Source organism: Alishewanella agri BL06 (assembly GCF_000272005.1).
GTDB lineage: Bacteria > Pseudomonadota > Gammaproteobacteria > Enterobacterales > Alteromonadaceae > Alishewanella > Alishewanella agri.
The window spans coordinates 33,792-55,857 of sequence record NZ_AKKU01000021.1 but is presented as its reverse complement, the minus strand read 5'-3'; the positions used below and the strand labels follow the sequence as shown (position 1 = coordinate 55,857).

Genomic DNA, 22,066 nt, shown 5'->3' with positions numbered 1-22,066 from the left:
ACAGTGGGCTGTGCGTCAGCCTAATCAGGCTTTAGTCCGGCGCCGTAACCACAGCAATGGTAATAGCAGCAGACCTAACCAACCTGCACTACCGCCACTTGACTTGTGCGTAAAGGTCACCTGACCAGTCGCTGTAGCCTGTAAACCTGCTGAGTCGCGAGCTGTCAAAGTAAAGCTTTGCGTACCTGCATCGGCTTTAGAGGGTGAACGTGTCAGGATAATCTGGCCATTTTGTACCGCAAACAGTGGGTTGCTGGACGTAACACCAACCAAGGTTGCCCCAGCTTCACGTACCTGAACCGAGACCGTACCTACGACAGTGCCAGCAGCAGTACCTGAAGCCAGACTGCTCATGGTAACTGTAGACGTCAGTACCGGCGTTTCATCAGGCACGTTATTAACTGCAACATTAATAGTTACCGGAGCTGACACCTGACCGCTGCTATCTAAAACAGCCACTTCAAAGCTGGCACCAGTCATGCCGGCTTCATAGTTTAGCGTTGCTCCGTCGGCGACCACGATACGGCCATCAGTCTCAACCCGAATGGCAGACGTAGAACTTGCCAGTACCACAAACTCGGTGATAGCCGTACGGAAATCCGCCGTCGCACCGATTTGACCGATGACCGTACCGGCAGCCGTATTTTCATTCACGTTGAAATTGCCATCTGCATGTACGACCGGTTGTGCCAATGGCGCAGCATAGTTTGCCACAGCAGCAGCTTCAGCCTGTGCAGATAACAGCACGAAACTGCGATTATCACCGGCAGGACGCTGCAGGTAAGCAGACTCACCCGGTGCCAACTCCGTCACGTTGTTATCATCTTCCGCCTCGTTAGCAGGACCTTGGTTATCCGCTAAAGAGCGGGTAAGTGTTACGGCCGGGGACGGTAACAAAGTCACCGCTGCAGTAACCTGATCCGCAGTCAGTGCCGGGTTGTAACTTAAAGAGAACGAGTCAGGATTGGTCCGGAAACGTGCACTGATCGTACGACCAAGATCGGCAGCCGTTAAACCAACATGGTTAAAACAAGCTTCCAGTGTGACTTGTTTACTGCCAGAGAAATGTAACACGTCACCAAAGAAACCGCTGGTGGTGTTATACACAGTATTAAACGACACCATTACACCCGGGCTGCCGGCATAGGCAGCACCCAACCGCGTCAATAACAAGGTATTCATAGTATGGTTATATACGCCGTCATTATCGATATCGATATCAATCGCATAGTTACCCTGTAGCAGATGCGTCACCCCTTCTGCCAGATGGATCGTTGGATACAGTGCATAACCCGAGGCACAGAAGTCTGCTTCAGCGATATCAAAGGTCACGGCCCGGATATCGTGAATTGGGTTAATGGCTGGATTGGCGGAAGACGTTGCAACTAGTGTTGAAGCGAACGGCGCAACCGGAATTGCCCCTACGTTGTTAACCTTAGTAGCAATCTGATCATTTACCATCTCACCAGATAGTTGTAGCTGGCCAACAGCTTTTGGAATCAAATGATAGACCAGATGTAAATCGTGATCGCCACTGGTGCTCGGATCGTTAAAGACCAGCGCACCGTCAAACTCCACCGCATCCATTTGTGTTGCTGCGTTCAGAGGTGCCCAGTAGACACCATTTGTCAGCACAAAATCAGGTAGCTTAGCTGGATCAACGGTCAGGGTTACATCAAATTGTACTGTCTGATTTGCCGGTACCGTAACAGAAGCCGGGAAATTCCAGCTCAGCGCACCTGTGGCGGTTTTATCCGAATAGCGGTCCTGCACACGCAGATTATAAGTTTTATTGCTACTACTAAAGTTTTTCAGTGTAACCGTTTTGGTCATACTGCTCACTTCGCTTAGCGATTGCAAACCAAAAGACAATGCTGCCTGGCCAGTATCAAACTGCGGCTCGTTAACCCAGGCCGCCACCGGCGAGTTCACTGCTTTTTCCACATCAACTAAGCCAGCACCGATTTGGCTGATTGAAGCCAGCTTGGCATTTGGATTAATAGCAATTGGCTCACGATGCACGGTTAAATTGGCAGTATTCATTAGGGTTGCTTTAACTTCCAGCGCGCTACGGTCTGGCAAGGCACCGCGAACCAGCGCCACGGCACCGGCTGTTATCGGACCCGAGAACGAAGTACCATTAACCAGAGCAGAGCCCGTACCAGTACCAACGCGGGCAACGTCGATGTCGACACCCGGTGCAGTAATTTCAGGCTTCAATAAGCCATCCATTGCCGGGCCGCGAGAGGTAAAGTTAGCAATAGCACCGGCACCAGACTTGCCAACGGAACGAATGCTATAACTGACTACATCACCTGCCTCCAGCTTAGCTTTAATAGCATCACCGACTTCTTTGGTAATCATTACCGCCGGAATAGTAACCTCAGGGTCCTCACCGCCGGCAATGATTGGAGCTTCACCCGGGTTACTGTTAGCAATAATCACAAAAGCCGCACCACGTTGCTGAGCAACTTTAACTTTCTCGGTAAAGGCGCAAACACCGCGCGACACTAAAACCGCTTTACCAGTCAGGTCAACATCTTCTGCTAAGGCTTCACAGGCGATATATTCACCCGGAACCACCACCAACGGCGTGGTTGCTGAGCTAAACTCTAAATTCAGAGTACGATTAAACGCGGCGGCAACCATTACAGCAGTTTCACCGTCAATGGTTGCTTCTTCAAATACACCGACAGCGGCTGCCGGATGCGTCATGGCACCAACTGACAGCGCATTCGGCGTAGTACTAGGGCCACCCACACGGAACGGCACATTACCGTCGTTACCGGCTGAGATCACCATATTGGTACCCAGTGTAACAGCACGTTGAATCAAGAACTGTGTGCCAGACATGGCTTGGGTCGAGCCGAACTGGCCACCCAATGACATATTTATAATATCAACGCGGTCTTCCAGATTACCATCACCATTTGGATCCATGGCCGCTTCTAAAGCGCGTAATTGCGCCACGCCAGGACAAGTGTTAGTACAGACGGTATAGGCATAAAACGCCACTTTCGGGGCAATACCGGCAACCGAGTGCGCTACCGAAGTACCGTGACCAGCACCTGCTAAACGGACATCATCAATAGGATTTGGGTCGTTGCGTAAGAAATCGTAACCACCGATCACCTGACCAATCGGCCAAGCCGGAGTGCTGGTTTGGTCTGATAAGGCTGCTGCATAAGCCTCGGCAGTGCCCGGACCACCTAAGGCAGCATGAGTATAATCGACACCAGAGTCCAGAATAGCAACTTTAATACCTTCACCAGTCGCTTTGCCTGATTCAACCGTTTGTACTGCGCGAATATATTCTGCGCTGTCGGCGACCATTGGCTTGCTGTCATAGATCGGTAGAATTTTGCTAACAGCAGCGCTTTGCCGCAGGGCATCTAGCGCCTGGGGTGATGCCGTCACAACTAAACCAGCAGCTAAATGTTTAGTCTGTAACAATACCTCTGCATCGGCATCTAAAGTACGCAGCTGATAACTCACTTCCCGTTGCAGGGTTTCCGCGGTTGCCACATTCTGTGCTGCCAGCTGTTGATTAAATACTTCGCCTTGTAAGGCATCGCTGGATGCCGGGGCATTTAATAAAATTAACCAGGCGCTGGGTTGCTCAGTTTGCTCATCCAGACTAACCGCGACTTGATTGGCATAAATTTCGTGTACGCTTTGGCCGTGAGCGGCTCTGATTTGTTCAATACCGGCATGCGCAGCGCCGGAGATTGCCAGACCCACTGCGGAGGCTAGCATTGTTTTTTTCATATTCACCAAAGTGTTACTCCTTCAAAACTCTTATTGTTTTACCCGGGACAAGGGCTTATTTTTTTGAACGGCCGCTTTAAATCTGATGCTTCAGCATCGAACAGCCAGAGTCAGGGTGAGAGCCTGAACCCCACTGAGACAACGTCTCATTCCCTGTTTTTAACACAGCTTTGGCTAAAGGTGATACAGAAAAATCAGGTGACTGTAAAATTTAATGACACCAATCAACACCAGGTGTAATTTAATTTTTACATTTGTGTATGAGTAGTGAATCCTTGCGGCTTGGTTAAAGTTCAGTTTTAAGCGGTAAAGTTACAGTAACAACCAAACCACCTTGCGGGTGATTGTGCAATTTCACCTCGCCACGGTGAGTACTGATAATTTTTTTGATAATTGCCAGTCCGAGGCCAGAACCACCGCTGCCCCTCGCCTCATCGCCCTGAACAAAGGGGGTAAACATCGCTTGCATCCGGTGCTCAGGAATACCAGGACCGTGGTCCCGCACTTCCAGATAAATACGTTTGCCGGCTTTATCAAAACCGGTACGGATCTCAATGTCACCATCACTGTAGCGTAGGGCATTTTCCAGCAAATTATTCAACACCCGTTTTATCGCCAGGCGCCGTAAAGCAATTAGCGGCAAATCCGGGGCAAAATGGGTAGCAATCTGCCGTTGTTGCACCTGTTCAGCTTGTACTACGTCACTTACCAACTCATTCAAACTTAACCACTGCGGTTCTTCTTGTTTGTGGTGCCGCAGGTAATCAATAAATTGGTCAATAATGGCATTCATATCCTCAATATCATTGATAATGCCATCCCGGATCCAACTATCCTGCTCACTCATCATCTCAGAAGCCAACCGGATACGGGTTAGCGGTGTCCGCAAGTCATGCGATACTCCAGCCATCAACAGAGCCCGATCCTCTTCCAATTGTTTAATTCCCTGCGACATATAATTAAAGGCCTTGGTTACGGCTAAAATCTCAGTCGCACCTTCATGCTCCGGTAACGGTGGGGGAAACTCACCATGACCGACCTGCAATGCTGCCTGCTGTAGTTTTTGTAACGGTCGGTTTAAATGCCGCGCCAATGTCCAGCCGCCGAGCACACTCAGCGCACCAATCATCAGCAAATAAAAGGTTAACAGCGGAAAACTGGCTTCATCCAGCCCAGCCAGTGGCACACGCACCCAGAATTCTGACTCTGGCTGCGGTTTCACCCAAAACACGAAATTGTCAGTCTGTGAAATTCTGACCTCAGCCTGTCGTTGCAGCGCATCGGAAAGTTGCTGCGAGAAGTAGCCATAGTAGGTTGCCTCAGCCAGGCCATGCTGCAGAGCTTCGGCTTCATCATAGAGCTTAACTCCGGTTCTCTGCTGCAGTTGCGCCGACAAGGCAGCGGCTAAGGGTGGTTCAAGTTCAGCAGGTAGGGCTAACTCCACTTGCTTGGCAATCAAATGACTAATTTGCTGTGTGCTGGGTTTGATGACATAAAATGCCACAGAAAGGTAAGATACAACCTGATTAATCAGTAACATAATACCGATTAAAAAAACTGTTTGCCCAAAAGCGCTACGCGGTAACAGCCTCATCAGCCAAGATTACCATCTGGCACAAACACATAGCCCAATCCCCAAACGGTTTGAATATACCGTGGATTGGCAGCATCATCTTCCAACATTCTTCTCAAGCGTGATACCTGAACATCAATGCTGCGTTCCATCGCTGAATAATCGCGACCTCGCGCCTGATTCATCAGTTTATCACGTGATAAGGGTTCTCTTGGATGACTGACTAAGACCTTTAGTACCGCATATTCACCACTGGTTAACGGCAGCTGCTGTTGCCCCCGGAACATTTCACGGGTTGCGAGATTGAAGCGAAAGGGACCAAATTCAATAATGCTTTCTTCCTGACTGGGTGCGCCGGGGGCTTCCTTGGTTTTACGCCGCAGTACGGCACGGATCCTGGCCAATAACTCCCGCGGATTAAATGGCTTGGGCAGATAATCATCAGCTCCCATTTCCAATCCGATAATCCGATCTACCTCGTCACCTTTGGCGGTTAGCATAATAATCGGAATTTCATTGTCCTGTTGCCGCAACTTTCGGCAAATCGATAAACCGTCCTCGCCGGGCAGCATTAAATCCAACACCAGCAAGTGAAAATGTTCCCGCTCCATCAACCGCTGCATCTGCTCATAATTGGCAACGCTGCGCACCTGATAGCCTTGTTCGACCAGGTAGCGCTCTAATAATGAACGTAGACGCAAGTCATCGTCGACGACCAGAATTTTGGTTGTTTCAGTGACCACAGCACTATCCTTATTCCTGATGATATTCAGGTCACTATAAACGAAAAAACCGCCGATGCATCACGCTGGCGGTATAAACAGTGTTACAAAATTTTTCAGCGTTAAGCGACCTAGGCTTATTGTTCAGCGGGTTCCTTTTTTAATGGCGGGTTCACCCAGTAAATCCGTGGGCTTAAGCTATTTTTCTTCGCTGCCGCTTCAACCTGATTAATATAGTTCTCATCGACCTGTGCCCGTGTGGTCTGGTGTGGTGTAGTACTACACCCGGTCACGACGAGTAGTGACAGTAAACCCAAAATTTTATTGCGCATTTTCATCACAGTTTCTCTCATGCTGAGCTACCCCGATTAAAGTTTAACCAGGTTCCGGCAAGACGCCAACGAAACTTGTTTGAATTTCAAACAGCAAAATCCAGTTACTGGCTAAAAAGCTTTACGCTGCGCCGGACTATAGCTGATAATCAGTCATAGCTTTAGGCGCAGGAATGTTAAACACCATTGAAACGCAGTAACAGTAAAACTCTGCTGATTACCCGCGAAGGCTACCAGCAACTGAAAGCAGAGCATGATGAGCTCTGGTTTAAAAAAAGGCCGGAGATCACCCGTATTGTCAGTTGGGCCGCCAGCCTTGGCGATCGCTCTGAGAATGCCGACTACACCTACAATAAGAGATTACTTCGGCAAATTGACAGTCGGCTGCGCTTTTTACGCAAACGGCTGGAGGAGCTGAATATTGTCGATTACTCACCACAGCAAGCCGGCCGGGTGTTCTTTGGCGCCTGGGTCGAATTGGAAGATGATGATGGCAATAGCCTGAAATTTCGCATTGTCGGCCCGGATGAAATCTACGGCCGCAAAGACTATATCTCGATCGACGCCCCTATGGCCCGCGCCTTACTGAAAAAACAGGTCGATGATGTGGCCACGGTTTCCACCCCAAATGGCCCAAAAGACTGGTACATTGTGGCTATCGACTATCCGCAGCCAACCCAGCCTAGTTAAGGCTTTAAACTCAATCGCTGCGCCAAACCGTTACAGGAATTTAGTGTTATGTCTATGCTGATTAATCAAATTGCTACTGAAATCGCCGCCCGCCCGGAGCAGGTTGCCGCGGCCATTGCCTTACTGGATGAAGGCGCCACTGTGCCTTTTATTGCCCGTTACCGTAAGGAAGTCACCGGCGCCCTGGACGACACCCAGCTGCGTACCCTGGATCAGCGCCTGAGCTATTTGCGAGAACTGGAAGAGCGGCGCCAGGTGATCTTAAATACCATCGCCGAGCAGGGCAAACTCACTACCGAACTGGAACAGCAAATTCGCGCCGCGGATAATAAAACCCGACTCGAAGACTTGTATTTACCCTATAAAACCAAAAGACGTACCAAGGGCCAGTTAGCTATTGAGGCCGGCATTCAGCCGCTGGCACTGCTGTTGCTCTCAGAGCCAACACGGCAACCGGAACAGGAAGCACTCGCCTATCTGAACGCTGAGGCCGGTTATGCCGATGTCAAAGCCGTATTAGAGGGCGCCAAATATATTCTGATGGAGCAATTCGCTGAAGACGCCGACTTGCTGGCCCGTTTGCGCGCCCATCTGAGTCAGCATGCTGTGCTGCAAAGCCGGGTTGTTGCTGGTAAGGAGCAGGAAGGTGCCAAGTTCAGCGACTACTTCGAACACAGCGAAGCACTGAAACAGGTGCCTTCGCACCGGGCGCTGGCCATGTTCCGGGGGCGCAACGAAGGCATACTTAACCTGCAGTTACTGCCTGAACTGAGTGAACAACCACACGCCGTCTGTGAACAAATGGTCGCTGAGCAATTTCAGATCCGGCAGTTGGACCGTCCTGCTGATGCCTTCCTGCGCACCGTTGTACAGTGGACCTGGAAGGTAAAACTACAGCTGCATCTGGAAAATGATTTATTGAGCGAACTGCGGGAACGGGCAGAAGCCGAAGCGATCCGGGTATTCGCCCGTAACCTGAAAGATTTGCTGATGGCCGCGCCAGCCGGCATGCGCCCGACTCTGGCGCTGGACCCGGGACTGCGTACCGGTGTAAAGGTCACGGCCATTGATGAAACCGGCAAGCTGTTAAATCACACCACCATCTACCCGCATGCGCCCCAGAATCAATGGGATAAATCCGTTCAGGTCCTGTCGGCCTTGTGCAAGGCCTACCAGATTGAGCTGATTGCCGTGGGTAATGGTACCGCCTCGCGGGAGACCGATAAACTGGCTGCTGAGGTGATTAAGACGCTGCCCGGTCAGCGGATCAGCAAGGTAATGGTGTCCGAAGCCGGCGCCTCGGTGTATTCGGCATCGGAGTTGGCGGCGCTGGAATTTCCGCAGCTGGATGTATCATTGCGGGGCGCCGTCTCGATTGGTCGCCGCTTACAGGACCCGTTGGCCGAGCTGGTAAAAATTGAACCTAAAGCCATTGGCGTTGGCCAGTATCAGCATGATGTGAACCAGAGCTTACTAACCAAATCGCTGGATGCCGTAGTAGAAGACTGCGTAAACGCCGTCGGTGTCGATTTGAATACCGCTTCAGCGGCATTACTGGCCCGGGTGGCCGGCCTGAACAAAACGCTGGCACAAAATATTGTGCAGTATCGCGATCAACATGGCCGCTTTACCAGTCGCAGCCAGTTGTTAAAGGTACCGCGTCTGGGGCCGAAAGCCTATGAGCAGGCCGCCGGCTTTTTACGCATTAATAACGGCACTAACCCACTGGATGCCTCGTGTGTGCACCCCGAAGCCTACCCACTGGTCGAGAAAATTGTTGCCGCGCATCAGAAAAGTGTCGAGCAGCTGATTGGCAACAGCAGCTTCCTGAAACAAATCGATGCCCGGCAATTTGTCGATGACCATTTTGGCTTACTGACTATCGCCGACATTCTAAAAGAGCTGGACAAGCCCGGTCGCGATCCACGGCCGGAATTTCAAATGGCGAACTTTAAAGACGGGGTGGAAACCCTGGCCGATCTCAAACCCGGTATGTTGCTGGAAGGGGTGGTCACTAACGTCACCAACTTTGGTGCCTTTGTTGATATCGGCGTGCATCAGGATGGCCTGGTCCATATCTCCTCGCTGGCCGATAAGTTTGTCAGCGATCCGCATCAGGTGGTCAAAGCCGGCGATATTGTTAAAGTGAAAGTATTGGAAGTCGATCAGGCCAGAAAACGTATCGCCCTGACCATGCGGATGGATGAACTGGCCCGCAGCAACGGCGACAGCAATGTTTCGACTGCTGGCAAGGGTCGGCCAGAGCGCAGCTCGGGCAGCAATAAAGCCAGCCAGACGCCAAAACAGGAACAAGGCAATGCGGCCATGGGTAATGCCCTGGCGGCTGCCTTAGCGAAATTTAAAAAGTAGGGTAAGTCTGCGCAGGAAAAACCGGAATGGCTGCTGCGGCTGGATTAAACCTGCAGCCGTAATGGCCGCTGTGCCGGTTCAGTTGCCAGCTGATAAAAATTCTCAATCACCTGGCTGCGTTTGGCCATCAGCGGCGGCAATTCCAGACGTTCACGTTGCGGTAATACAATAGCGGCGTCTGGGCTTGCGGTTCCCGCTGCCTCAGCGTCCTGCAATTGTTGCTTATTATCGTTATCAACTGGGCGCGTTTCGTTTTGCTGAGCTTGCGGTGCCTTACTGGCAATCAGCTCAGCTTGTGCTGCTATTAAACGCTGCTGCGCCGTACTGGCAACACTACGATCTGCCGCTGAGGGTTCTGCCGGTGCCAGGGCTGCTGCTTTAACCTGCTGCATTTTTTGAATGGTTGCAGCTGGATCGCCGGGTATCGGCGCTACATCAATCTGCACCTCGCCACCAACGGCATAGCGTTTGCCATCCGGACCTTGTTGATACTCATAACTTGGCGCACCGGCATAACGGCCACCCACTGTCGCGTGTGCCTGTTCATGAGTACGCACTTCCTGATCCCGGGCTTGTAACTCACGGATCTCACGCTGCTCAGCCTGTTGCTGCTGTTGTTCCTGCTCGGATTGCTGACGACGCTCCGGGCTATCCTCCCGCTCGCCACGTTCTCCCTGTTCACCACTAACCGCTTGTTGGGTTTCGGTTTCCTTACCGTTAGCATCGTACAAGGGTACGTTGGTATTGTTCGGCGCGCTACGCTGCCGATCATCTGTGCTTAACGGACGCTCGGCCGCGCCCTTTTCCAACTCTCTGATTGGCTCCACCGGTTCCCGGCGCAGCATTTCCCGCCGCGCCTGCTCCGTTGCCGGGTTCGCGGTGTTAATACTGACATTGGGATAGTAGGAGGTGATTTGCATCGACGCTACACCCGAATATCGATGATACTACCGAGCATTTCGTCTGCCGTGCGTAAACTACGAACATTAGCCTGTGCCGACAGTTCCTGCTGTTCTAAACGAACCAATGACTGAGTCACATCAGTTGCCGGTGCTGCTTGCTGTGGCCGCGCTGTCGCGTCAACTTGGGCCTGCTGATCCTGCGCGGCGTCAACTTGCTGCTGTTGCTGTTGGCGGTTTAGTGTAGTCTGCCGGTTAATATTTAGCGTTTCTTCGCTAATACCATTGGACGCCCGTTGTAAGCCTTGCAGGCCGGCGCCAAATGCAGATTGAATTTGCATAACCAAGCCCTCTTAGGAATTTGCTTATTAGAGTGCTTAATTATCGACCAGTTCCACCCAAAAGAAAAGCAATCCCGCCGTTTTATTGCACAACACTGCGTAACCAGCTGCAAAATTCAGCCGGATGTGAAATAAAAGGCGCATGCGATGCCTTCGGTAAGACAGTAAAACGGGCCTGCGGTTGTAATGCTTGCAGCATTTGCACCACCGACACAGGCACCAATGAATCGAGGCGACCATAACAACCAACTATCGGTAGCGTTAGTTCCGCGAATGTCTGCCGCAGGTCAGTCTGCGCCAGCAAGGTTAGAGCCAGAGCTACAGCTTGTGCTTGCGGTGGCGGATAGGCCGCAATACTCTCGCGCAACTTTAGAATATCGTGCCTCGCATGCTCAGACCCCATTGCCTGAATCGCCAGAAATCGCTGGATTGTTTGTGGCAAATTCACCATTAGCGCGCTGGAGAATTGTTGCATAACCTCAGCGCGCATCCCTGGCCAGTCCGGCGTAGCAAGAAACTTCGGTGTAGCCGCAATCAGCGCCAACTGCCGCACTTGTTGCGGAAACGCAGCCGCCAGTGCAATCGCGATTAACCCACCCAGCGACCAGCCAAAAACATAACTTTGCTCGGGGATCTGCGCCGCCAACTGTCTAACGACTGCCGACAACTGGTAATCTGCCGGAAATTGCTGATTCTGGCCGAATCCGGGCAGATCAGGTGTCAGTATCCGGAAATCCGCAGCCAGTTGTTGTTTGATATCCGACCAAACCCCCTGATTAAGTCCCCAGCCATGCAATAACACTAGTGTCGGTTTGGGGTTCTGTTGCTGCTCTGCCATACTCATCTCATGTAAACGAAAGGTGAAAAATGAACCTTATAGAACTGTGCCGCCGGGCCTGGCAACAACTCTTACCGTCGCCATGTCTTTGGTGTAGTCTGCCTGTCCGGCAACATCATTTTATGCTCTGTGAGGCATGCCGTTCCGCACTGCCGGATTTCCCTTACGCGCTATGCCACTTCAATTTGCTATTTCTACCGGCCGTCAGTGCCGGGCTTGGTCAAACCGACTTTCAGCACCTGCTCAGCCTGAGTTGGTATCAGCAACCATATCAATACTGGATCAGTCGCTGGAAATTCCAGCAGGACCCCTTTGCCGGTTTATTGTTACAACAAGAATTCAGCGCGCTATTACAGCGTTATCAGCAACAACATCCTTTGCCTGATGCCATAACCTATGTACCGATGGCCACCAGCAGAGAGCGGCAGCGTGGTTTTAATCAAGCGCGTTTACTTGCCGAGTCAGCGGCACGCACCCTGCAACTCCCGCTACTGCATTGTTTAGAGCGCAGCCGTTTCACCCGGCCGCAACTGGGTTTAACCCGGCAGCAACGCCTGCTGAACTTGCAGCAGGCATTTCGTGTTACCACTGCGGCTCCCTTGCCGAAACACCTGGCGCTGGTTGACGATGTGGTGACGACCGGCAGTACCGCAAATCAACTCTGTCGGTTGTTAAAACGGCATGGCGTGCAGCAGATCAGCCTCTGGACTCTGGCTGTAACGCCTACCGAACATCACTCCTCAGTTTGACTACTGGCGCTAAAACCATGACTCAGATACATCGCATTAATCAGTAAACGACTGGAACCTTTGAAATAACCACGAAATACCGGATTATCCGTCATGCCAATAACCCGGCCCTGCCCCAGATTGTGTGCGACTAAAGCCGCCCCCTGGGCAATGCGAGGAAGATACTCGCCAGCGGTGTAACCCGCTAAATGTGGTTGAGCACTGTAGGTCGCGACATTGACAAAAGGCGCCTGACTCGGTTGCAGCAGCAGATTACTGTTTTTAAATACCGGTAACTCGCGGCGTGGAATACCGAACGTCAAGGGATGACTCAGATCCAATTCCGCACTAAAAATCGCCCCGGCAATACGTTGCTGACCGGCCAGTTGTTCTTTATCAGCGTAGCGCAACTCATTTTGTGGGATCAGCCTGTTCATCTCCTGTGTCGACCAAACCCCAGCCTGTAATAGCTTAGCGTCCACCAGCCAGGCTGCGCCACGTTTTTGCCCCCAGAGCACCCCACCTTGTTGCACCCACTGCCGCAGCTGTGTCACTTCCGCCTCTTTCCAACCACGATAATCACCGTCCGGCAGAACAATATGGGTATAACGACTCAGGTTTAATCGCGACAAGCGCTCCGGCTCAGCCAACGTAGGCGAAATACCAGCCAGACGCTCCAGGTTATACCAGAGTTCGCCAGCTTCTGTAGAGTTAACCCCCGGCCCGGCGACGACCAAGACCTGTGGCATTTTCACCGGGGTAAAATTATTACTACCCAGATCACTGCCACGGTTGGTCAGGCCGGTGGTCAGGGTATACACCGGCAGATTAAAACGCTCCTGTACTTTTTGTAACCGGAAAAACCAGTCTGGATGCTGCTGCAAGCCGGCTGGTACCACCATAGCACCCGCTTTAAAGCCACGACTACCTTGTGGCGTGGTGCCGGTAAAATCACCCAGGGCTGCCCGCACCACCAGCCCGTCAGCCAGCATCGCCTGCAACATCACCGGTGCCAGCTGATCCTGCCAATTTATGACATATGCATAACCACCGGCCTGCAGATTCTGGCTGCGCACCCGCGGTTGTGGTTGCCAGGGCTGCTCAGAGGCTGCCCGGGCAGGCTCACGATTTATCTCAGTAAAGTCAATATTGTAGGCATAGGGCAAGGTCCAGGCCGAGACATCGTAAAAGGTATTATCATTAAAGTTTTTATCGGTACTAAATGCCGCTTTTAACAACCGGTACTGGGTTTGTTGTAATGGCACATAATAGCTCTGGCCGGCGCGGAAGGTACGTTGTTCATATTGCCAGTCAGCGGTTAGCGGATAGACCGCAATCTGGTGCTGATTCAGCAACTGCAACAGCGACTCCAGACGACTGCGGTCCTGGCTCTCAGTCAGAATATAGCCTTTGGCGCGCTCCGCTCTTGCTTGCTGAGCGGCGGATTGAAAAAACTCCTGCTGATAACTGAGCAATGCCCGGCGATTCGCAACCGCACCGCGAATGGTAGATAAGGATGCGTCAAACTGGTTTTTTATCGTTGCAGCAAAAGTCAACAAACCATTGATCGATTCCTGCACGTGGCCGCGGCTGCTGGCCTGTTCAAACAGAATCCCGACACTGCCGGTAATATCGGGGTAAGTTGAGCCCTTACCGACATAAAAATCATCAAAACTTTCTTCGGTGTAGTACAACTGGCCACGTTGATCAAAGGCTTCAGCATGGAAGCCCGCCAGAATTCGGGTCAGTTCGAAATTACGCTCCGGTGTCAGCGGATAATTACGGCTCGGGATCCCGGGTTGGAAAAAATAGCTGGAGTTGGTGCCCATTTCATGGAAATCACCGACGATATTCGGCTGCCATTTATGGAACTGGGCGATCCGGGCCTGACTCTCCGGATGCTGCAACAACAGCCAGTCGCGATTTAAATCAAACCAATAATGGTTTGGCCGGCCATTTGGCCACGGCTCAATATGTTCGCGGTGTTGCGGATCGGCAACCGGCATTTTGCCACGATGCATATTGGCCCAAAGCGCAAAACGATCATGGCCGTCCGGGTTTAAACTGGGCTGAATCAGAATAACGGCCTGCTGTAACCACTGCTGCACTTCCGGGTTATTGCTGGCGGTCAGGTAGTGCGCCAGCACCACTGCTGCATTGGCTGCACTGGGTTCATTGCCATGCACACCATAACCCAACCAAATCACCACCGGACTGTTATCGCTGACCGCAGCACTGCCCCGAACCTGGGCTAAGTGCTGGCTGCGAATTTGGTCCAGCCTGGCCAGATTTTCGGGTGATGACACCACCAATTGCAGTAAAGGCCGCTGTTCATGGCTGTACCCTATTACTTCCAACTGAGCGCGTTCAGACTGGCTGGCTAATTGTTCGAAGTAACGCTGAATCTGATCATGGCGGGCATGCCACTCTCCCACCTCAAAGCCAAACACTTGCTCTGGCGTGGGTACATTGGTCGCGACCGTTTCATTAAAATAGTTTGCCTGCGCTTGCCAAATGCTGCAAAGCAGGACAACAGCTAACAATTTTCTCATTAACACTCTCCCCGGATCCGCGGCTAAGTTAGCCAGAAACTGTTACAAAACTCAAGCAGGGCTGGCATCGCCGCGGTAGGAGGAGTATGATAGCAACATAACCTAGTAATTTAGTCAGGTACTACGATGATTACGATTTCAGAACAGGCTCAGGCACACTTTGCCAAACTGCTGGAGAAGCAACCGGCAGGCACTAACATCCGGGTATTCGTGGTCAATCCGGGCACGGCACAAGCGGAATGTGGCGTTTCTTACTGCCCGGCAGATGCCGTTGAGGATACTGACATCCGGTTAAACTTCACTGGCTTTGATGCCATCGTTGATGAAGAAAGCAAGCCGTTTTTATTGGACGCCGAAATCGACTTTGTGACCGATCAGATGGGTTCACAGCTGACATTAAAAGCGCCGAATGCCAAAGTACGCAAGGTGAGTGACAATGCCCCGCTGATGGAGCGCGTCCAGTATGTGATCGACAGTGAGATCAACCCGCAGCTGGCTAATCATGGCGGCCGGGTTAGTGTGATGGAAATTACCGATAGTGGCGTTGCCGTGCTGCAATTCGGTGGTGGTTGTAATGGCTGTTCACAAGTTGATCTGACCTTAAAAGAAGGGATCGAAAAAGAGTTGTTAAACCGCTTCAGCGGCGAGCTGGCCGGCGTGAAGGATATCACCGAGCATCAGCGTGGTGAGCACTCTTACTACTAAAAACCATCCTGCTTTTATGCTATAACTGCCCCGATAAACTGCACCTCTGACTAAGTTACCGGTCAGAGGTGTAATCAAACGCAATTCCGGGGTTAGCTTATGCGCGTGTTACTGCTCTGCTGTTTACTATTATTAAGTCTGCCTGCGTCAGCGGCTGTGATGTTAATTTATCACCACGTGGCAGAGGATACGCCAAGAGTCAGCTCCGTAACCGCTGCAGAGTTTCGTGGTCATCTGCAGTATCTGCGTGATAATCATTTCCAGGTCATAGGCCTCGACGTCCTGATAGACCAGCTCAAAAGTGGCAAACCGATTGCGGATAATGCAGTCGTCATTACCTTTGATGACAGCTACGAAAATAATTTTACAACCGCCCATCCGATCCTGCAGGAGTTCGGTTATCCGTACACCATCTTTATCAGCCCGGGTGACATTGATAAAGGTACCGGCCCGGTAATGAACTGGCAACAAATCAAACAAATGTCTGAAGATGGCGTGCTGGTCGCTAATCATGCGATGTGGCACGAGCATATGGCCCGACCTGAGCCTGGTGAGTCCGAAGCGGACTGGTTAAAGCGGATGCGGCAAAGTATTCTGGATGCCGAACGACGGATCAAAGAAGAGACGGGCCAAAATCATCAGTGGCTGGCTTACCCCTATGGCGAATTTAGCGCCAAGCTGGAGCAGCTGGTACAAGAGTTAGGCTTTATTGGTATCGGCCAGCAGTCCGGCGCCATTGGGCCTTTAACCAAACTGACCCGTATCCCGCGCTATCCAGCGGCCGGTCAGTATGCCGATTTAAAAGATCTGGCACAAAAGCTAAGGACTTTGGCCTTCCCGATCACGGATTATCTAGCAGCTGACCAGGTGATTAGCGCCAACCCGCCAACCTTACGCCTGCAACTTGATATCACCGATTTCCGTAAACAACAATTACGTTGTTTCGCCGGCGCTGAGGTCTTGGAGCCGGTCTGGTTAAATGACAATACTTTTGAAGTGAAAGCCAGTAAAGCGCTGAATCGCGGACGCAGCCGCTACAATTGCACCGCGCCCTCGCTTAGCAAAAAAGGTTACTTTTACTGGTATTCCCAGCCCTGGTTAAATTAGGGTTGATAGCCTAACTGCACCAGCACCAGCGGAAAATCGGCCAGCAGCTGTTCGGTATCAATCACCGGCACCTGGCCGACCGCGATATCCGGTTTAAACATCGCTGCAATTTGGCCTTGCGGGTTTATCAACACCACTGACGCACTGTGATCAACCAGATAGTTGCCCTCAGCATTAGTATTGAGGGCATACATCAAACCGAGTTGCCGTACAAAAGGAAATAGCTGATCATGACCTGCGGTCAGACCCAGTACCGCCGGTTGCTGAAAATAATTAACATAATTATTGATTTGCTCTGGTGTATCCCGCTGCGGATCGACAGAAATAAACCATATCTTTAACGGCTCCCTAACCATGGCCGCCAGTTCAGGCTGTACCCCGGCCAATTTAGCCAATGTCAGCGGGCAGATATCCGGGCAATAGGTATAACCAACAAACGCCAGTGTCCACTGTTGATATAACTGTTCACGCCCGACTTGCTGACCGTGTTGATCGATCAATTGAAACTCAAGCAGATTACGGGCCTGCGGATACACCAGCGCCATTGCTGGCTCGGCCGGCTTTTGCCATAACAGATAGCTAAAACTCCCTGCCAATATTGCTACTACCGCCAATAACAGATAAATCAACTTACGCCACATACAGAGCTAACACCTTAAAGTAATGGTCGACCAGTAGTAGCAGGAAGAGTACCATTAAATGCAGAATAGAAAACTTAAAGGTTGCCATTGCTGTCTCTGGTCCGGCGGCAAACTTCAGTTTCCAGGCATATTGCAAAAACCGCAGATTCAGCAAAGTACTTCCCAGCAAATAGATAGCTCCGGTCATACCCACGATATAAGGTAACAAGCATACCAGGCATAATAACAAGGTATACAACAAGATAGCGCTCTTGGTAAATTCAATACCATGGGTGACCGGTAACATTGGCATATTCACCCTGGCATAATCATCCCGCCGGTGAATCGCTAACGCCCAGAAATGCGGCGGTGTCCAGGTAAAAATAATCATCACTAATAACAACGCATAGCCATGCAACTCACCGGTTACGGCAGTCCAACCCAATAAGGGCGGCATGGCACCTGCTAAACCACCGATCACGATATTTTGTGGCGTAGCCCGCTTCAGAAACATGGTGTAGACCACGGCATAACCAAATAAGCTCAGTAGCGTTAACCAGGCAGTCAGTGGATTTACCGCCAGGTACAGCAAGGTAAAGCCCGAGGCGGCCAGACTCGTCGCAAAAATAATCGCTTGCTTACTGCTAATGCGACCCCGCGCTACCGGCCGGCTATGGGTGCGCGCCATTTTGGCATCAATCTGTTGATCGACAACATGATTTAACGCCGCCGCCGCTGCAGAAAGCAGGCCAATGCCAATAGTCGCACTCAGTAGCAACGACCAATCCGCTAATTGTTCACTCGCTAACACCATGCCCACCCAGGCCGTTAGTACTAATAACGCGACCACCTTTGGCTTGGTTAACTCCAGGTAATCACGCCAGCGCCGGCTAAACTGTCCTGTTAAAATTGCGGTTGCCATCTTATGCCTCCTGCGGCTTGGGGTAAGCGATCTGGTAGCAAATTACCACCGAAAGCATCAGTAAATTCGCACCAACAAAGTTATGTGCCACGGCATTTAGTAAAGGTAAGTGCAGCACGATATTGAGTAAACCCAGCGTCAGTTGTAATGCCAACACCGCTGCTAACGCCAGCGCCAAACGACGCATCAGTTGCTCTTGCGCCTGCCGGTAAAGCCGCCAGGCAAAGCTGGCCACTACCAGAGTGGTGACGATGGCACCCAAGCGGTGCAGCACATGGATCGTCGCCCGTGCATCCTGCGACATCACGCCATATTCATAATCATCATGCCCCAGATGTAAATCAAAGGCTTCGGTAAAAGCCAGCCGGTTACTCCAACCCGCTTCACAAAACGGTAAATCAATACAGGCCAGGGCTGCATAATTGGCGGCGGTCCAACCGCCCAGAGCAATTTGTAAGGTGACGACCAATAAGCTGAGCAGTGCCAGCGGTAATAGGGGTTTTAAGCGCTGATCCTGACTGCGCCAGGCCGGCCTTTGCTGCAGCCAGTATAGCGCCAGCAAACTGAATAACGTAAAGCCAAACATCAGGTGTGCCAGCACCACGATCGGCAATAAGCCCATGGTCACGGTCCAGGCCCCCAGCGTGGCCTGAAAGATCACAATTAACAATAAAGCGCTTGGTAACAAGCGGCCACTTTGTTGCCGCCGCCAGTGCATTACGGCCAGGGCTGCAATCAACAGACCCAGGGTACCGGCCAGATAACGGTGAATCATCTCATTCCAGGCTTTGGCGTGCTCCAGCGGCCGCTCCGGAAAGCGCTCGGCGGCAATTTGCATTTTCTCCGGCTTATGCGGCACCTTCAGAAAACCATAGCAACCTGGCCAGTCCGGGCACCCTAAACCCGCATCGGTTAACCGGGTATAGGCTCCCAGAATAATCACCAGCATGGTCCAGACTAACGTCAGCGTGATTAATTTTTTTTGTAGTGTCATACGCTGGTCCTATCGTAGTTCATCAGTTTCATTAAATCGGCACGGATCGCTTTAGCCGTATCGGCCATCTGGGCAGCCTGCTCCGGCAACGGGTAAGTCAGTAACGCCAGGCCACGCTGGTCAACCAGCACAATTTTTTGCTGCAAAGTTGTCAGGCTAGTTAACGGCTTCGGCTGGGTAAACATCGGATAATCCGCCAGGCTGGTCGCCCCCAGATAGACTGGCTGCACCTGAGTTTGTTTGCGTCCCAACCCGACATAAAGCTGCTTCACCGTATGCAATGCCTGCTGACAAGGCTGACTGCAGTCTTCAGCCACCACGACAATACGCCAGTGTTTTGGTACCTTGCTGGCATCGGGCAGTAAATACACTTCTTCAGTTAACCAAGCACCGCGACTGGAAGAACCGGCATTAAACCAGCCAAACTCCAGCACCAGTTTCGCCAGCACTAACGGCAAGGCGCAACACAATACAAACAACAGCAGAAATTTATTCTTGTTCATTTTCATTCTCCCGGTGCCAACTGGCCGCCAGCGCGACCATTAATACGGCGACAGCTAAACCAAACCACTGTAAGGCGTAACCACGATGTTTTTGTGGCGGCATCACCACTGGCTGGTAATGTGGCATAAAATCAGAGGCTCGCTGCTGATACAGCACGGCCGGATACAGAGACAAGGGTAATTGTTGCTGCAGCAGAGCATAGTCAATTTGCTGCATCCGCATCGGGTAACTGCTGCTGCCCTCCAGATTCTGGCCAAGCAATAAGGTGTTGGCCGGCTCACTGCGTACCAGGGCTTCAAGTTCAAGCTGCGCGGGGATCTGCGGCTCCGGCAACAGCTGGCGGCTGTCGCCGGCAGCCAGCCAGCCGAGGTTAACCAATACCAGTGTACTGTTGTCAGCAAACTGCATCGGTATTATCACATCATAGCCAACCCGGCCATTAAGGATTTGATTATCCAGCAACCAAATATAGGGTGGCAGCCAGTAAGCGGTATCCACCAGCATGGCGCCATCCAGTTGAGCGGCTCCCTGCGCCAACAGTTGATGACCACTGAGCGCACCCTGTTGCTGAATAGCAGCGATCTGCTGCAATTGCAGCGATTTTTCGGCAGCCCGCTGCCACTGCCAATGGGACAACTTGATCAAAATGGCAAAAGCGGTCAGAGTAATTAATAGCCAGACCCGATTAACCTTAAATAATTGACCGAACAACTTAAACTGCATCAGTCAGACTCCGGAGTACCTTATGCTTATTAAAATCATTATTTGCGCACTACTGCTCTTTATCGTCATTAACCTGGTCAGGGCGGGGGTGGCGATGCTGCGGCAGCAAGACAGCACCTTGCCCATGTCTCATTTTCTTGGTCGCCGTGTGTTGTACTCGGCGGTGATTTTGGTGCTGATTTTAGTGGCCATGGCGCTGGGCTTGATTACGCCCAACCCACGGCCTTACTAAAAGATTTAAAGCACATAAACAAACACAAACAGGCACAGCCAAACCACATCAACAAAGTGCCAGTACCAGGCACCCGCCTGAAACGCAAAGTGCTTTTCAGGCGTAAAGTGGCCTTTTAATACCCGTAGGAACACAAAGAACAAGATTAGCGCCCCCAGGGTCACGTGCAAACCGTGAAAACCCGTTAGCAGATAGAAGGTGTTGCCATAGAAACCCGAGTCAAGCCGCAGCCCCAGGTCACGGTAGGCATGCACATATTCGTAGCCTTGCAGGCACAGGAAGATCACGCCAAGCACTAAAGTCAGAAACAACATGCCTTTTAGCTGCCCGCGCTTGTTCTGTTCCAAACCCGTGTGAGCAAAGTGCAGAGTGACAGAGGAAATCAGCAGGATAGCGGTATTAATCGCCGGTAAGCCCCAAGCCGGCATCGCCTGGGTCTCAATACCACCCGGGGTTTTCACCAGTGGCCATACCGGTTCGAAATCCGGCCACAGGATGGCGAAAGTCATGGCATTATTACTGGCCCCGCCCAGCCATTCCATCGCGATCACCCGGCCATAAAACAGTGCGCCGAAAAACGCCATAAAGAACATCACTTCCGACACGATAAACCAGCTCATCCCCTGACGGAATGACCGGTCCATCTGACTGCTGTACAGACCCGACATCGATTCCTCAATGATGTTTCTGAACCAGCCGACTAACATAAAAACTAAAATGGCAAAGCCAGCCAGTAGTAACCAACCGCCAAAACCGCTTTGTTGCTTGCTCATATCAATAACGAGGTGACCCGCACCAAAAGCAATGCAAAACAGAGCAATGGCGCCGACAATCGGCCAGGGGCTTTGTGCCGGCACATAATATCTTTCGTACGTTTTACTCATCTTATTCCCCAAGATTTTCGGTAGCGGCGTTGCCCTGCCAATTCGCGGTCACATCGTACAGCGTATAGTTCAGCGTAATAGTGCTGAATTGGGCAGGCAGCGCCGGGTCAACGTAAAACTGCACTGGCATCAGCATATTACGGCCGGCTGCCAGTTGCTGCTGGGTAAAACAGAAACATTCAATCTTATGCAGGTACAGTGCGGCTTGCCCAGGCGATACTGAAGGTACCGCCTGGCCCACGATCATCTGCGCGGTCGGATTCTCAGCAAAATAATTCATCACATGAACTTCTCCCGGATGCACCGTCAGACGACGGATCTCCGGTTTAAAAATCCACGGCATATCCTTATTCGGCCGCGCCAGAAATTCGATAGTAATTTCACGGCTGGTATCAACACCATCAACCAGTGCCGTTGCCGGCACATTTGACGTTTTACCGTTGATCCCGGTTACCTCACAGAACACGTCATACAGTGGTACCAGCGCAAAGCCAAAACCGAACATCAGCGCCGTAACCAACAGTAATTTCGTTACCAGGGTCCGATGTAACTGCATAAGGCC

General features: G+C 51.6%; 21 protein-coding genes. 6 read left to right on the top strand and 15 right to left on the bottom strand.

Translation table 11 applies throughout. The annotated features are described in order from the left end of the window. Positions 1 to 24 precede the first annotated feature (24 nt). The 4 genes from AGRI_RS11855 to AGRI_RS11840 form a co-directional block, all read right to left on the bottom strand. The gene (locus tag AGRI_RS11855) at positions 25 to 3,768 is read right to left on the bottom strand and encodes a S8 family serine peptidase (RefSeq protein WP_008985175.1); all 3,744 of its coding nucleotides are present in this window, start codon (positions 3,766 to 3,768) and stop codon (positions 25 to 27) included. Between the two features lie 286 nt (positions 3,769 to 4,054). Then, entirely contained in the window at positions 4,055 to 5,362 is a 1,308-nt protein-coding gene (envZ, locus tag AGRI_RS11850) for a two-component system sensor histidine kinase EnvZ (RefSeq protein ID WP_008985174.1), read from the bottom strand. Then, positions 5,362 to 6,084 carry an osmolarity response regulator transcription factor OmpR gene (gene ompR / locus AGRI_RS11845; RefSeq protein WP_008985173.1) on the bottom strand — a complete coding sequence of 241 codons (723 nt, stop codon included), beginning with the start codon at positions 6,082 to 6,084 and terminating at the stop codon, positions 5,362 to 5,364. The genes envZ and ompR overlap by 1 nt, the downstream gene beginning before the upstream one ends. 116 nt (positions 6,085 to 6,200) lie before the next feature. Beyond that, positions 6,201 to 6,416: a hypothetical protein gene (locus AGRI_RS11840; RefSeq protein WP_237713079.1), complete on the bottom strand. Its 216-nt coding sequence runs from the start codon at positions 6,414 to 6,416 to the stop codon at positions 6,201 to 6,203. 165 nt (positions 6,417 to 6,581) lie between these two features. Here AGRI_RS11840 and greB point away from each other — a divergent pair, with 165 nt between their 5' ends. Further along, positions 6,582 to 7,085, top strand: coding sequence for a transcription elongation factor GreB (gene greB, locus AGRI_RS11835; protein WP_008985171.1), 504 nt, complete (start codon positions 6,582 to 6,584; stop codon positions 7,083 to 7,085). A gap of 48 nt (positions 7,086 to 7,133) precedes the next feature. After that, a complete protein-coding gene (locus AGRI_RS11830; RefSeq protein WP_008985170.1) occupies positions 7,134 to 9,455 on the top strand; it encodes a Tex family protein in 2,322 nt (773 codons plus the stop codon). A 44-nt stretch (positions 9,456 to 9,499) separates the two neighbouring features. Here the strand turns inward: AGRI_RS11830 and AGRI_RS11825 are convergent, their stop codons facing one another. The 3 genes from AGRI_RS11825 to bioH all read right to left on the bottom strand — a co-directional run bounded on the left by AGRI_RS11825 (position 9,500) and on the right by bioH (position 11,533). Next, positions 9,500 to 10,375: a putative metalloprotease CJM1_0395 family protein gene (locus AGRI_RS11825; RefSeq protein WP_008985169.1), complete on the bottom strand. Its 876-nt coding sequence runs from the start codon at positions 10,373 to 10,375 to the stop codon at positions 9,500 to 9,502. Positions 10,376 to 10,380: 5 nt separating this feature from the next. Beyond that, positions 10,381 to 10,695: a hypothetical protein gene (locus AGRI_RS11820; RefSeq protein ID WP_008985168.1), complete on the bottom strand. Its 315-nt coding sequence runs from the start codon at positions 10,693 to 10,695 to the stop codon at positions 10,381 to 10,383. Positions 10,696 to 10,777: 82 nt separating this feature from the next. Next, positions 10,778 to 11,533, bottom strand: coding sequence for a pimeloyl-ACP methyl ester esterase BioH (gene bioH, locus AGRI_RS11815; protein ID WP_008985167.1), 756 nt, complete (start codon positions 11,531 to 11,533; stop codon positions 10,778 to 10,780). Positions 11,534 to 11,562: 29 nt separating this feature from the next. Between bioH and AGRI_RS11810 the strand changes: the two genes are divergently transcribed. Then, a complete protein-coding gene (locus tag AGRI_RS11810; RefSeq protein WP_040291904.1) occupies positions 11,563 to 12,282 on the top strand; it encodes a ComF family protein in 720 nt (239 codons plus the stop codon). Here the strand turns inward: AGRI_RS11810 and AGRI_RS11805 are convergent. After that, complete coding sequence (locus AGRI_RS11805) at positions 12,267 to 14,813, bottom strand: M14 family metallopeptidase (protein WP_008985165.1); 2,547 nt, start codon at positions 14,811 to 14,813, stop codon at positions 12,267 to 12,269. The two genes, AGRI_RS11810 and AGRI_RS11805, sit on opposite strands and share 16 nt — an antisense overlap. Positions 14,814 to 14,939: 126 nt before the next feature. Between AGRI_RS11805 and nfuA the strand changes: the two genes are divergently transcribed. Both nfuA and AGRI_RS11795 read left to right on the top strand, forming a co-directional pair. Next, complete coding sequence (gene nfuA / locus AGRI_RS11800; protein ID WP_008985164.1) at positions 14,940 to 15,518, top strand: Fe-S biogenesis protein NfuA; 579 nt, start codon at positions 14,940 to 14,942, stop codon at positions 15,516 to 15,518. Positions 15,519 to 15,617: 99 nt separating this feature from the next. Next, complete coding sequence (locus AGRI_RS11795; protein ID WP_008985163.1) at positions 15,618 to 16,625, top strand: polysaccharide deacetylase family protein; 1,008 nt, start codon at positions 15,618 to 15,620, stop codon at positions 16,623 to 16,625. Here AGRI_RS11795 and AGRI_RS11790 read toward each other — a convergent pair. From AGRI_RS11790 to AGRI_RS11770, 5 genes are read right to left on the bottom strand one after another with little or no spacing between them, the layout of a single operon-like run. Next, positions 16,622 to 17,266 carry an SCO family protein gene (locus tag AGRI_RS11790; protein WP_008985162.1) on the bottom strand — a complete coding sequence of 215 codons (645 nt, stop codon included), beginning with the start codon at positions 17,264 to 17,266 and terminating at the stop codon, positions 16,622 to 16,624. The two genes, AGRI_RS11795 and AGRI_RS11790, sit on opposite strands and share 4 nt — an antisense overlap. Continuing rightward, entirely contained in the window at positions 17,256 to 18,167 is a 912-nt protein-coding gene (gene cyoE / locus AGRI_RS11785) for a heme o synthase (protein WP_008985161.1), read from the bottom strand. Before cyoE ends, AGRI_RS11790 begins: the two co-directional genes overlap by 11 nt. 1 nt (position 18,168) lies before the next feature. Beyond that, positions 18,169 to 19,161, bottom strand: coding sequence for a COX15/CtaA family protein (locus AGRI_RS11780; RefSeq protein ID WP_008985160.1), 993 nt, complete (start codon positions 19,159 to 19,161; stop codon positions 18,169 to 18,171). Then, positions 19,158 to 19,664, bottom strand: a complete 507-nt coding sequence (locus tag AGRI_RS11775; RefSeq protein WP_008985159.1) for a hypothetical protein — start codon at positions 19,662 to 19,664, stop codon at positions 19,158 to 19,160. The genes AGRI_RS11780 and AGRI_RS11775 overlap by 4 nt, the downstream gene beginning before the upstream one ends. Beyond that, positions 19,651 to 20,388: an SURF1 family protein gene (locus AGRI_RS11770; RefSeq protein ID WP_008985158.1), complete on the bottom strand. Its 738-nt coding sequence runs from the start codon at positions 20,386 to 20,388 to the stop codon at positions 19,651 to 19,653. Before AGRI_RS11770 ends, AGRI_RS11775 begins: the two co-directional genes overlap by 14 nt. A gap of 22 nt (positions 20,389 to 20,410) precedes the next feature. Between AGRI_RS11770 and AGRI_RS11765 the strand changes: the two genes are divergently transcribed. Next, positions 20,411 to 20,620, top strand: coding sequence for a DUF2909 domain-containing protein (locus tag AGRI_RS11765; protein ID WP_008985157.1), 210 nt, complete (start codon positions 20,411 to 20,413; stop codon positions 20,618 to 20,620). A gap of 5 nt (positions 20,621 to 20,625) precedes the next feature. On the opposite strand, the gene AGRI_RS11760 is transcribed toward AGRI_RS11765, so the two are convergent. Beyond that, positions 20,626 to 21,504 carry a cytochrome c oxidase subunit 3 gene (locus AGRI_RS11760; protein ID WP_008985156.1) on the bottom strand — a complete coding sequence of 293 codons (879 nt, stop codon included), beginning with the start codon at positions 21,502 to 21,504 and terminating at the stop codon, positions 20,626 to 20,628. A gap of 1 nt (position 21,505) precedes the next feature. After that, entirely contained in the window at positions 21,506 to 22,060 is a 555-nt protein-coding gene (locus AGRI_RS11755; protein ID WP_008985155.1) for a cytochrome c oxidase assembly protein, read from the bottom strand. Positions 22,061 to 22,066 lie beyond the last annotated feature (6 nt).